Source organism: Acetivibrio ethanolgignens, assembly GCF_001461035.1.
Classification (GTDB): domain Bacteria; phylum Bacillota; class Clostridia; order Lachnospirales; family Lachnospiraceae; genus Velocimicrobium; species Velocimicrobium ethanolgignens.
Map to the genome: position 1 here is coordinate 14,646 of NZ_LNAM01000101.1, position 12,423 is coordinate 27,068.

Below are 12,423 nucleotides of genomic sequence, written 5' to 3' on the forward strand. Positions count from 1 at the left end.
TATGTATAGGGAAAGAGGTAAACGAAGAAAATGAAATTTTCTTTAAAAAAAGCTATAGATATAGCGTTAATAGGAATTTTTACTATAGACCTGTTGGCAGTATGTAAAATCATACCGTTAACAGGTAAACGTCAGTATGAGATGATCTGGATGTGGCTGATATTTTTGGGTATCACAATTTTTTTCTCTCAAATAGAGCAAATACAGAGCTGGTCATGGAAAAAAAGATGTATTATAGTTATCGCTTGGGGAAGTATATTTCTTTTTTCTTTTGTAGTATATAAGATTACTGCATTCAATATAGAAGGAAATACATCAGTAATTACAGCTCATGCTTCAGATGGAGAAATCAAAATGACAAGAGAAGAGCCAGTAATGAGTCAAGTTAGGGAAATTTTGAATTATAGGGGATTAAAAAGAACTATTTTTACAAAGAAAGAAATAATTGACGAGAATATAAAAAGAATAGAGTTACATTTTATCTATGATAAAAAGGAGCGGATATTAACTCTGTATCAAAATGGCAGGATTTTATTTGAAAATGAAGATTACCATATTGGATTTTTCGGAAAAGGGAAGGAAAGAGATTTATTTTTAGAAATGGAATGGTATATAGAACAATTTTTTGGGGAAGAATCAGGTTCTCATCTTTTGGCAATTTATGAGGATGGTACAGTTATTTTTGACAACAGAGAGTATGCAAATATACCTTCTGCAAAAGAAGGAAAACAGCTGTATTAGTATATATTGGGTGTCATGGTGGCTGGAGGTAGTTGATAACAAGGGGGTGGTTGCAATTTACAACCACCCCCTTAATTAGAGTTCTTCTGCCTTGAAGGCTGTGTAGCCTTCATAGTAATAGCTGTGGTCAATTCCTCTCATATAGACTTCACGGCTGTCTACCTCATCGGTAAGTGCAGCTTTCAGAATGTGCTTTATTTCAATATCCTTGACAGGGCTGCGTTCCATAGCCATCAGGTAATCGTCTTTATCTACTTTGCTCCAATCAATAACCTGACCGATTTCAGCTTTTAAAATCAAATCAAGCCAAATACGAGTACTTCGACCATTGCCTTCTCGGAAAGGATGGGCAATATTCATTTCCACATATTTTTCAATGATTTCATCGAAGGTGGACTGTGGCATTTTATCTATATTTTCAAGTGCTGCTTCTAAATACATCAGCGGTGTAAATCTAAAATTGCCCTTGGCTATATTAACAGTTCTGATTTGACCGGCAAAATCGTAAATATCTTCAAACAAATACTTATGAATTGCTCTTAAAGAAGAAAACTTACCTGCTTCTAGCTTATCAAGTATGCTGTTTTCAAAAAGCTCAATAGCTTTTCTTTTGCTTATGCGTTCTTCTTCGCGGGCAAGGGCAGAAGAATCATCAAGACCTAATTTATTTTCAAGTGCCATAAGGAACCTCCGCAATCAAATGGTTTATTATTATATTGTACCATTTGATTGCGGAGGATTCAACGGCTGTTAGATTTAGCGTCTATTTTATTCTCATTTTTCTTTATACAATCTTAATACTATTTCTAAAACGTTAATATGGACTTAATGCAATCGGGATTATAATAAGTACACGAAATGAGATTTGGAGCGTGTATTATGGGAATTCAGAAGCTGAACCGGTATATTTCATCTTTTCAGTTGATTATACTGGGCTTTTTTCTTGTTATATTGCTTGGGAGCTTTCTTTTAATGCTGCCGATAGCGACTAATGATTTAAAGGGAGCCAGCTTTTTAGATGCATTATTTACTGCTACCTCGGCAGCCTGCGTGACGGGGCTGGTGCTTCACAATACGGCACAGTACTGGTCTTTTTTTGGACAGGCAGTTATTCTTTTACTGATTCAGATAGGAGGTATGGGGGTAGTAACCGTAGCGATTGCGATTGCTATGCTTTCTGGTAGAAAAATTGGTTTGATGCAGCGAAGTACACTGCAGGAAGCCATATCAGCCCATAGAGTAGGTGGGATTGTAAAGCTGACAGTGTTTATTTTGAAGACGACATTTTTTATAGAGTTTATAGGAGCGATAAGTCTGTATTTGTCCTTTGGTATGGAATTTGGCTGGCTTAAGGGAATATGGTACTCACTGTTTCATTCCATATCGTCCTTTTGTAATGCCGGCTTTGACTTGATGGGAGAGATTCAGGGTAAGACCTCACTCATGTATTTTTCGGCCAATCCTTTTATTAATGTGCCAATTATGCTTTTGATTATTATTGGTGGTATTGGCTTCCTGACCTGGGAGGATATACGGAAAAACCGCTTTCAGTGGAGAAAGTACAGGATGCAGAGCAAGGTAGTGCTTCTGACTACGGTAGTATTGATTACCTTGCCAACACTCTATTTCTTTTTTATTGAATTTGGACAGAAAAAATGGCAGGATATGAGCCTTTTAGAAAGGCTTTTGGCTTCTTTGTTCCATTCAGTGACGCCTAGAACAGCGGGCTTTAATACGATTGATTTGAGTAAAATATCAGAGCCGGGACAGCTGATTACAATTTTTCTAATGCTGATTGGTGGTTCCTCCGGTTCGACGGCTGGAGGCTTCAAGGTAACGACACTGGCGGTATTGGCGATGACTATGACAGCGGTATTTAGAAAAAAGGATACAGCGGAATGCTTTGGACGAAGGCTTTCCTCGGAGTCTGTACATAATGCCGTAGCTATTTTTGCTATTTATATGCTTTTATTCCTGACAGGAGGCATGCTGATTTGCGGAATTGAAGGGATTCCACTTTTGTCTTCTTTATTTGAAGCGGCTTCGGCTATTGCAACCGTGGGACTGTCTCTAGGTATTACATCCCAGCTGGGAGCTATATCACAGATTATTTTAATAGGATTGATGTTTTTTGGAAGAGTCGGATGTCTTACTCTGGTGTATGCAGTCATTTCCAAAAAAGGAAGCTATCATTCACATTTTCCAGAAGAAAAAATAAACGTTGGTTAAAGGAGCTTTTAGTATGAAATCGATTTTACTGATTGGATTGGGGAGATTTGGGAGACATGCAGCAAGGAAGCTGGATGAGATGGGACATGAGGTATTGGCAGTGGATAAAGATGAAGAGCGGGTACAGGCGGCTCTTCCCTTTGTAACGAATTCCCAGATAGGCGATAGTACAGATGAGAATTTTTTAAAATCTCTGGGAATTAATAATTTTGATGTCTGCATCGTGGCAATCGGAGATAATTTCCAGAGCTCGCTGGAGACAACGTCTCTTTTAAAGGAGCTGGGAGCGAAGCTTGTAGTATCCCGGGCAGCAAGGGATGTACATGCTAAATTCCTTCTCAGGAATGGAGCAGACCACATCGTTTATCCGGAAAAGCAGCTGGCACTCTGGACTGCTATCCGCTACAGCTCGAATCATGTATTTGATTATATTGAACTGAATGCTGATTATTCCATCTTTGAAGTAGAGGTACCAGAACAGTGGATAGGAAAGAGCGTGCAGCAGATAGACATAAGAAAGCGATACCAGTTAAATGTTATAGCTGTTAAAAAAGATGGATATCTAAATCCAGAGCTGACGCCGGAATACAGCTTTTCTGAAGGAGAAACCATTCTCGTAATCGGAAAAAATAAAAATATACATAGATGCTTTCATTTATAAAAAGGGGGCGAAGGCTATGAAAACCCTGCTTTTGACTTTGATAATACTGGGATTGGGTGCCTTTGGCTTTTATGTGATTGGAAGGCTGGGAGGCTTTTTAGAGGATGTGACATTTTCTGAAGAGGAGATGCCAGATATGGATAAAAATGAGGCTGGAAGTGTATTCGAAAATGAGATAAAATAGAAGAACAAAAAAGTGGGAGATAATAAGATGGTTGATTTTTTCAAAAGTGTTATTATTCTTATGATTTCGTCAGGAATTGGTTTTCTGTTTTACAGCATCGGGTTTAGTGAAGCAAATATTATTACAGTTTATATTCTGGGAGTGCTGGTTACGGCGGTGACGACTTCAAGGAGAATATACAGCATGGTAACTTCGGTTATTAGTGTTCTTTTATTTAACTTTTTATTTATTGAACCGCAGTTCAGTTTTAATGCCTATGATACCGGATATCCGGCGACTTTTGTCATTATGCTGATTGCAGCCTTTTTGACCAGTTCTATGACGGCTCAGGTGAAATCTCAGGCGAGGCAGCTGACGGAAACGGCACTTTTGGCTCAGAATGAGCAGCTGAGGGCCAATCTTTTACGGTCCATATCCCATGATCTTAGGACACCGCTGACCTCGATTTCAGGAAATGCAGGTATTTTGCTTTCTAATGAAGATAATATAAGTAAAGAAAAACGGATGCAGCTATATGAGGATATTTATGATGATTCTCTTTGGCTGATTACCCTGGTGGAAAATCTTCTTTCTGTAACGCGGCTGGAGGATGGAACGATGAAGCTTCGTCCGACAACGGAGCTTTTAGATGAGGTGATTGCTGAGGCTCTGCACCATATAGACAGAAAATCCTGCGAGCATAATATACAAATGAAGTCCAGCGATGCTTTTTTAATTGTGAAAATAGATGCCAGGTTGATTATCCAGGTGATTATCAATCTGGTAGATAATGCGATAAAATATACCCCGGAGGGTTCAAAAATAGTAATAGAAGCTCATCAGGAGGGAAAACTGGCAGTTGTGACAGTAAGTGACAATGGAAAAGGGATTTCAGAGGAGGAAAAAGAGAGTATTTTTGATATGTTCTATACGGCGGATTCCAAGGTGGCAGACAGCCGGCGAAGCTTGGGACTGGGACTCTTTCTATGTAAATCTATTGTTACAGCTCATGGGGGAAGTATTTATGTAAAGGATAATGAGCCTCATGGCTCGGTATTTACATTTACGCTGCCGATAGAGGAGGTTACATTACATGAATAAAGCGTTAATTCTGGTAGTTGAGGATGATACAGCAGTTCGCAATCTGATTACGACAACGCTAGAGACTCATAATTACCGTTTTAAGACAGCAGCGACAGGTGAGGCTGCTATCCGGGAGACTGCTTCCTACAACCCAGAGGTGATTTTACTTGATCTGGGGCTACCGGATATGGATGGAATAGAAGTAATCGAACGAATCCGTACTTGGACTAAGACACCGATTATTGTAATTAGTGCCAGAAGTGAAGATTCAGATAAGATAGAAGCCCTGGATGCCGGAGCTGATGATTATTTGACAAAGCCATTTTCCGTAGAGGAGCTTTTAGCAAGACTTCGTGTGACCTTTCGGCGTCTTAATGATACAGGGATAAGTGATATGATACAGGCCTCTGTTTTTACGAATGGGAGTCTGAAAATTGATTATGCAGCAGGCTGTGTGTATATGGAAGACAAGGAGCTGCACCTGACTCCATCAGAATATAAGCTTTTATGCTTGCTTGCCAAAAATGTAGGAAAGGTATTAACACATAACTATATTACAAGAGAAATCTGGGGAAGCGCCTGGGACAATGATGTGGCTTCTCTTAGGGTCTTTATGGCAACCCTGCGAAAAAAAATAGAACCGGATTCCTCCAGCCCAGTTTATTTCCAGACTCATGTGGGTGTGGGGTATCGTATGCTGAAAATTTAAAAATTTTTCCAGTGTTGGAAAAACAACATAACTCCTCCGCTTTTTTGAGTAGAATAGACTTAAAAAAGGAGGAGTTATTTCTATGGAACATAAAATGTTTTGTTTTCAATGTGAACAGACGGCAGGCTGCAGCGGCTGTACCGGAAATGCCGGAGTCTGTGGTAAAACAAGTCGGACAGCCGGACTTCAGGATAAGCTGACAGGGGCCTTGATTGGTCTTGCAAAAACCTGCAGCAGCAATCCTCATACGGAAGAAACAACAAGGCTGATTATCCAGGGCTTGTTTACAACGATTACAAATGTAAGCTTTAACGATGAAACGATTCAGCAGTTGATTGATGAGGTGCAAAGAGAGAAACAGCGAATTTCCCCAGGCTGTGCGGATTGTGCTGCAAGATGTGGAAATACAGATGATTATGACATGGAGAAGCTGTGGACAGACAATGAGGACATCCGCTCTTTAAAATCTTTGATTTTATTTGGTATCCGTGGTATGGCAGCTTACGCTTATCACGCTCTGGTGCTGGGATATAGTGATGCAGCGGTGGATGCCTTTTTCTATAAGGCCCTGTCTGTGGTTGGCTATGACATGGGAATGGAGGAGCTGCTTCCGATCGTTCTTGAGGTTGGTGAGATTAATTTAAGGTGCATGGAGCTTTTGGATAAAGCAAATACACAGACCTATGGAACACCAGTACCAACAAAGGTGTCTCTAATGATAGAAAAGGGACCATTTATTGTAATTACCGGTCATGACCTGTATGATTTAAAGAAGCTTTTGGAGCAAACAGAGGGTAAAGGAATTAATATCTACACCCATGGTGAAATGCTACCGGCTCATGCCTATCCACTGTTAAAGAAATACCCGCATTTGAAGGGGAATTTTGGAACGGCATGGCAGAATCAGCAGAAGGAATTTGCTCACCTTCCGGCACCGATTCTCTATACAACCAACTGTCTGATGCCGGTTAAGGAAAGCTATGCTGACCGGGTATTTACAACAGAGGTAGTTTCTTATCCGGAGATGGTGCATATCGGGGAAGATAAGGACTTTACACCAGTGATTGAAAAGGCTCTCGAGCTGGGAGGCTATAAGGAAGACACCCAGTTTACCGGTATCAATGGTGGAACGACAGTGATAACCGGATTTTCTCATGGAACGGTTCTTTCTGTAGCAGATAAGGTTATTGAAGCTGTGAAAAAGGGAGAGATTTCTCATTTCTTCCTGGTAGGTGGCTGTGACGGTGCTAGAACTGGAAGAAATTATTATACCGAGTTTGTAAAGAAAACGCCGAAGGATTCTATTATTCTCACTCTGGCATGTGGAAAATATCGTTTTAATGATTTGGATTTGGGGGAAATCGGAGGTCTTCCAAGGATTATGGATATGGGGCAGTGCAATGATGCGTATAGTGCCATCAAAGTAGCTGTAGCCCTCGCAGAAGCTTTTAACTGCTCTGTCAACGAGCTTCCGCTATCCATGGTACTTTCCTGGTATGAACAGAAGGCGGTATGCATCCTTTTAACCCTTTTACATCTGGGAATTAAAAATATATATTTGGGACCTACGCTTCCGGCCTTTATTTCACCGAATATTTTAAGCTATCTGGTAGAAAATTATAATATTTCGCCAATCAGTACACCGGAAGAGGATTTAAAGAAAATATTGAGCTAAAAGGGGCAGGTAAGCCTCATGCTGTATATGGACAGGAGCGAATTTCGTATCATTCCAGGAAAAGACCTAGCCGAGCAAAACCATCTGTCCTGCTTTGGTTTTTACTAGACTATAGGTCTGTGTGGATGATTTGGAATTTTGGATTGTAGATTTGTTAAAATTCAGACGACAGAAAAAAGTGTTGGTATTGTACCAACACTTTTTTCGCTTTGCAGGAAAGCTCTCCTCTCGGAGAACTTCGAAAGGAAAATAGCCCGTCGGAAGGTGGGCACACAAAGAAGACGATTATGATTAGAAGATGTAGAATCCTTCTTCTCCTTCTTCGCCGAAATCAAAGTCTTCTTCGTTTAGGAAATAATCCATATTCAGAAGGTCATCATCACTCATTGAGCGGATTTCCTCAGAAGTCATGCCTTCAGGTGGATTTTCAATGTAGTTTTTGCGTAGTTTTTCTGTATGCTTGTTCATGACACAAACCTCCGTTTCATAGACAGTTAAGAAGTTCCCAATTCTGCAGAAAGAAAGGGAAAAGCTCTATGGCGATGGTGAAAACACAGTGTCTGTGAGGAATGCTTAATGACGGAAATAAAAATAATTCCTGGAAAATTTGTGAAGAATAGATATTGAATAGAGTTGGAACAAATGATAATATTTAGTTGGGACGATAGCATACGTATAGTATTATGTGAAAAATAGGAATAAGAATTGCAGGTGACAGAGGTGAACATAGAAGTATATGATAAATGCAATATTTGATTCGGGAAATTTGAGAGCTTAGATGATGTACAGCTTGTGCTGGTATTTAAGCTTTCCCGATTTGGACGTAATGCAAGCATCGGAAACGGATGGATGGGCATAACTACAGCTATCGCAAACAATGGAGTGAAGATAAGGTGAATGATGCGGTAGAAAAAATAATCTGGAAGCTGGTGCAGAATCCCAAATTATATGAAACGAGGGAAATCAAATGTCAGTCCGGAAGAAACTGGTCATCATGTTTGCAGTAATGGTCATCGTACTGGGCTTTAGCATTGGTGTCCAGTCTTATGAGTCATCAAGAATTATGGTGATTGAAAATAAAAAGAATGAGATGTCAGATACAATCAACCGAATTGATATCAATATTAATTTCTGGGTATTGAATGTCGCCAAGTTCGCAGAGCGGACTGTCGAAGAGCAGCTAAAAGAAGCTATGCTTACAGGTGATTCCTCAAGCACAGAAACGATGCAGGAATGGTTTTCGGATTATACACAGATTATAGAGGCAGTTTCTGATGTGGCAGTATTTGATGATCGGGGAAAGATGGTGTATCATTATCAGGAAACAGGTGACAATGAACCGGACAGCAGACGTTTGGCATTATGTTACCAAAAAGCTTTTGCGGCTCCTGAGGGGGAAGTCTGGTTAGATATGGGATGTGCTTTGTATTCGAAAGATGAGGTAGTGACGATGGTAAAGGCCGTTCCGGGTGAGTCGGAAAGCAAGCTGTGCGGACTTCTTGTGATTGAAAATAACTAAAAAATAAAAAGGAGGTAGCTGAGTTTATGAAGATATTAGTGAAGAATGGACAGATTGTTACAGAAAATGAAAGTTATTTATCCGATCTTCTGATTGAAGATGAAAAAATTGTGTGTATCGGTAAAAATCTGAAGTCAGAAGATGCAAAGATTATTGATGCAGAAGGAAAATATGTGCTGCCTGGTGCGGTGGATGTACATACACATATGGATTTGGATGTGGGGATCGCAAGAGCGGTAGATGATTTCTATGATGGTACCGTGGCAGCTGCCTGCGGAGGAACTACTTCTATTGTGGATCATATGGCATTTGGACCGGCAGGGATTCCGCTGCATTATCAGGCTGATGTCTATAAAAAACTGGCGAAAGGAAAGGCTGTGATTGATTATGGCCTGCATGGTGTGGCGCAGCATGTCGACCAGGAAATTTTGGATGAGCTGGAGACAATGGTGCAGGATGGAATTCCGAGTGTAAAAGCTTATTTGACCTATGGATTTAAATTAAATGATGCAGATGTTCTTCAGATTCTTATGAAGATGAAAGAGATCAACGGGATTACGGCCTTCCACTGTGAGAATCATGACGTGGTTGAATTCCTGAAGAAGAAATATAAAGAAGAGGGAAAAACAGCACCGATTTATCATGCAAAGAGCCGTCCAAATCTTGCAGAGGCAGAGGCAGTCGAACGAGTATTGAAACTTGCTCATATAGCGGGTGATGCACCGGTCTATATTGTGCATCTTTCCTGTAAGGAAAGCCTTGAGGCCGTTCGTGAAGCCAGAAGAAGAGGACAGAAGAATATTCTTGTAGAGACTTGTCCACAGTATCTGCTATTAACAGAAGAATGTTATGAGAGAGAAGATGGTTTGAAATATATCATGTCACCGCCTCTTCGAACAAGAGAAGACTGTGAGGCTCTGTGGGAGGGGCTTGCAGATGGTTCGATTCAGGTCGTTGCAACAGATCATTGTCCGTTTAACTATGGGATTGAAAAGCAGATGGGAAAAGATGATTTCACGGCATGCCCAAACGGGGCTCCGGGAGTGGAAGAGCGCCTGATGCTGATGTATTCAGAAGGTGTCAGAAAAGGAAGAATTACGATCAACCAGCTGGTAAAATTATTATGTACCAATCCGTGTCGGATTTATGGATTGATGCCGGAAAAGGGCACGATTCAGCCGGGAACAGATGCGGATCTTGTCATGATTGATCCGGATGCTTCTATGCAGATTAAAGAATCCAATATGCATGGTGCCGGTGATTATACCGCTTATGAGGGAACCGTGATTCAGGGCGATATTTCTCTGGTAATGCAGAGAGGAAAAATAATTGTAAAAGATCACAAGTTCCTTGGAGAGAAGGGAGCAGGAAGATTCCTTCATCGCAAACCGTATACAGATAAAGTAATGTAAAAACAGAGTTTGTGTACAGGTCTGAGGAGGGTATGATAAGATGTGGGATGGGCTGCAGAAGAATATTGGAAGACATTTTGTGTTAAGCGTGTTTATCGTGATGCTGGCAGGGCTTTACATTGTTGGCTGTCGTGGAAACAACAAAGATACAGAAAAAAATCTAAAAGACAGTAAGATTGTTGTATTGTTTCCCGGTGAGACTGGAGATTTGAGTTGGAATGACATGAATTATGAAGGTGTACAAATCTGCCGGAAAAAATATGGAATAGACATCAAATGTGAATTCAATGTTCAGGAAGCTGAATTTGAGATGATGCTCAAACGATATGGAGATAACGGTTATGATCTCATTCTGGCATCTGGTATGCAGTTTAGTGAGGCAGTCAATATCGTTGCCTCAAAATATCCAGATACAACATTTTGCATTATCAATGGAAACAAGTGTGAACATAGTAATATTGCATTGATTAATATCAAAGAGTACGAAGCAAGCTATCTGGCATCTATTATTGCTGCTAATATCGAAGAGAACGAAAAGATAGGAATGATCGCCGGATACCCAAATTCGGCAATGGAGAAGCTTTTGGATGTATATGAGGAGAATATGAAAGAACTCCTTCAGAAAAGAGGGATTGCATTCGAGTCTTCCTTTCGTGCTTATACGAACAGCTGGAAGGACGACAATCTGGGACGGAAAATTGCAAATCAGATGATAGACAGCGGTGTGGATATGTTGTTTGTGTCTCATCAGCTGAAAGGCGATAATATCAGTATTGGAATAAAAGAAGAAATTTTTGAACCTGTTTATTCTGAACAAATACCGCAAGAAATCAGGATGAAAGTTTCAGATGCAATGAAATGATCTAAGGCAATACCTAAAATGAGACTGTTTGGAAGTGTTGTTACAATATGTCATGACACGCTCAGACAGTCTTTTTTTTCTTTAGTGTGTCCAGGAAGCTGGACCACGTTTGTAGAGAGGGTAAGTGTGGGAGGATGTCATAATGACTAACAACTCCAAAACAAGGCTACAACCCAAAAATTAATTCTTTCGTCCTACCGTCTACCTGTTGACAGATTTACGCTTTTATGATATTCTCATTTCAAATATTTATTATTTCCCTATCTTATTTTCATTTCTGGATGCTAACCGGGCTGTTCGCCGCTTTTTTTCCAGAAGTTTTACAAACTAATTTTTACTTAAAGAAAGGATTTTGCCTATGGAAGAAAAAAAGACACTAATTCGTTACCCGTTAACTAATGATTACATGTTTCATGTTGTCCTGCAACGTTCCACGGAAAGCTGCCGTCATTTTCTCGCTGCAGTTCTGGATCGGAAGCCAGAGGAAATCACTCATTTGCAGATTTTAAATCCCTTGATTCCTGGAGAAAGGCTTCAGGAAAAGCAGTGTATTCTGGATATCCGGCTTAGTATTAATCATGGGGAGCAGATTGGTATAGAAATGCAGGTAAGCCGCATCGAGGGCTGGACGGAACGCTCTCTTTATTATCTGTGTCGGAGCTTTACCTCACTAAACCGGGGGGATTATTACGAAACTGCTAATCCAACGGTACATATCGGTATTCTGGATTTTAATCTGTCAGCGGATGAACCTTACTTTTTTTCTCAGTATCGTTTCTTAAATACATCCACCTTTCAACCTTATGATGACAAACTCTCCATTTATGTGATAGAATTAAATAAGCTAAAAAATGGCTGTAACGAGGAACATAAGGAAATTTATCACTGGGCTCAGCTTTTTAAGGCCCAAACATGGGAGGAATTGGACATGATTGAAAAGAACCATCCGGAATGTGGAGAATTTGTTGCTGTTTTAAAGGAATTAAATGAAGATGAAATGATGCAGCTGGAATGTGAGGCCAGAGAAATGTATGAAAAGGATCTTCACGCTCATAAAAGAGCAGCTTTACGGGAAGGTCTTGAGCAGGGAATTCAGCAGGGGATTCAGCAGGGAATTCAGCAGGGAATTCAGCAGGGGATTCAGCAGGGAATTCAACAAGGAGAGCTTTTTACTGTTATTTCTCAAACCAAGAAAAAAATAGGAAAGAATAAGACAGTTACAGTAATTGCAGAGGAACTGGAAACGGATATATTCTTAATTGAGCAGATTGCTAAGATTATTTCTGAACTGCCAGTGTATACAGTAGAAGGAGTCTATGAGAAATTAAAGAGAGAAAATTTCTGAATTTTCAATTGTCGAAGAAATGAG

At 40.2% G+C, this 12,423-nt stretch carries 13 protein-coding genes; 11 read left to right on the forward strand and 2 right to left on the reverse strand.

From position 1 onward, the window contains the following. Positions 1-30: 30 nt before the first annotated feature. Positions 31-741 (forward strand): hypothetical protein, encoded by a 711-nt coding sequence (locus ASU35_RS05450; RefSeq protein ID WP_058352039.1) that lies wholly within the window; start codon positions 31-33, stop codon positions 739-741. 75 nt (positions 742-816) lie between these two features. On the opposite strand, the gene fic is transcribed toward ASU35_RS05450, so the two are convergent. Further along, positions 817-1,422, reverse strand: a complete 606-nt coding sequence (gene fic, locus ASU35_RS05455) for a protein adenylyltransferase Fic (RefSeq protein WP_058352040.1) — start codon at positions 1,420-1,422, stop codon at positions 817-819. 198 nt (positions 1,423-1,620) lie between these two features. Here fic and ASU35_RS05460 point away from each other — a divergent pair, with 198 nt between their 5' ends. From ASU35_RS05460 to hcp, 6 genes are all read left to right on the forward strand, one after another. Beyond that, the gene (locus ASU35_RS05460) at positions 1,621-2,970 is read left to right on the forward strand and encodes a TrkH family potassium uptake protein (RefSeq protein WP_058352041.1); all 1,350 of its coding nucleotides are present in this window, start codon (positions 1,621-1,623) and stop codon (positions 2,968-2,970) included. A 13-nt stretch (positions 2,971-2,983) separates the two neighbouring features. Then, positions 2,984-3,631, forward strand: coding sequence for a potassium channel family protein (locus tag ASU35_RS05465; protein ID WP_058352042.1), 648 nt, complete (start codon positions 2,984-2,986; stop codon positions 3,629-3,631). Between the two features lie 16 nt (positions 3,632-3,647). Then, a complete protein-coding gene (locus tag ASU35_RS19150; protein WP_156059360.1) occupies positions 3,648-3,815 on the forward strand; it encodes a hypothetical protein in 168 nt (55 codons plus the stop codon). Between the two features lie 27 nt (positions 3,816-3,842). Next, complete coding sequence (locus ASU35_RS05470; protein WP_058352043.1) at positions 3,843-4,895, forward strand: sensor histidine kinase; 1,053 nt, start codon at positions 3,843-3,845, stop codon at positions 4,893-4,895. Further along, positions 4,888-5,586 carry a response regulator gene (locus tag ASU35_RS05475; RefSeq protein ID WP_058352044.1) on the forward strand — a complete coding sequence of 233 codons (699 nt, stop codon included), beginning with the start codon at positions 4,888-4,890 and terminating at the stop codon, positions 5,584-5,586. Before ASU35_RS05470 ends, ASU35_RS05475 begins: the two co-directional genes overlap by 8 nt. Positions 5,587-5,668: 82 nt before the next feature. Then, positions 5,669-7,261, forward strand: a complete 1,593-nt coding sequence (hcp, locus tag ASU35_RS05480; protein WP_172794603.1) for a hydroxylamine reductase — start codon at positions 5,669-5,671, stop codon at positions 7,259-7,261. A 291-nt stretch (positions 7,262-7,552) separates the two neighbouring features. Here hcp and ASU35_RS19670 read toward each other — a convergent pair whose 3' ends face one another. Then, on the reverse strand, positions 7,553-7,729 hold the full coding sequence (locus tag ASU35_RS19670) for a hypothetical protein (protein WP_172794604.1): 177 nt from the start codon (positions 7,727-7,729) through the stop codon (positions 7,553-7,555). Between the two features lie 499 nt (positions 7,730-8,228). Between ASU35_RS19670 and ASU35_RS05485 the strand changes: the two genes are divergently transcribed. From ASU35_RS05485 to ASU35_RS05500, 4 genes are all read left to right on the forward strand, one after another. Next, positions 8,229-8,780 (forward strand): hypothetical protein, encoded by a 552-nt coding sequence (locus ASU35_RS05485; protein ID WP_058352045.1) that lies wholly within the window; start codon positions 8,229-8,231, stop codon positions 8,778-8,780. A 26-nt stretch (positions 8,781-8,806) separates the two neighbouring features. Continuing rightward, the gene (hydA, locus tag ASU35_RS05490) at positions 8,807-10,192 is read left to right on the forward strand and encodes a dihydropyrimidinase (protein ID WP_058352046.1); all 1,386 of its coding nucleotides are present in this window, start codon (positions 8,807-8,809) and stop codon (positions 10,190-10,192) included. A gap of 40 nt (positions 10,193-10,232) precedes the next feature. Continuing rightward, on the forward strand, positions 10,233-11,054 hold the full coding sequence (locus ASU35_RS05495) for a BMP family ABC transporter substrate-binding protein (protein ID WP_058352047.1): 822 nt from the start codon (positions 10,233-10,235) through the stop codon (positions 11,052-11,054). Positions 11,055-11,412: 358 nt separating this feature from the next. Next, the gene (locus tag ASU35_RS05500) at positions 11,413-12,399 is read left to right on the forward strand and encodes an Rpn family recombination-promoting nuclease/putative transposase (protein WP_058352048.1); all 987 of its coding nucleotides are present in this window, start codon (positions 11,413-11,415) and stop codon (positions 12,397-12,399) included. Positions 12,400-12,423: the final 24 nt, after the last annotated feature.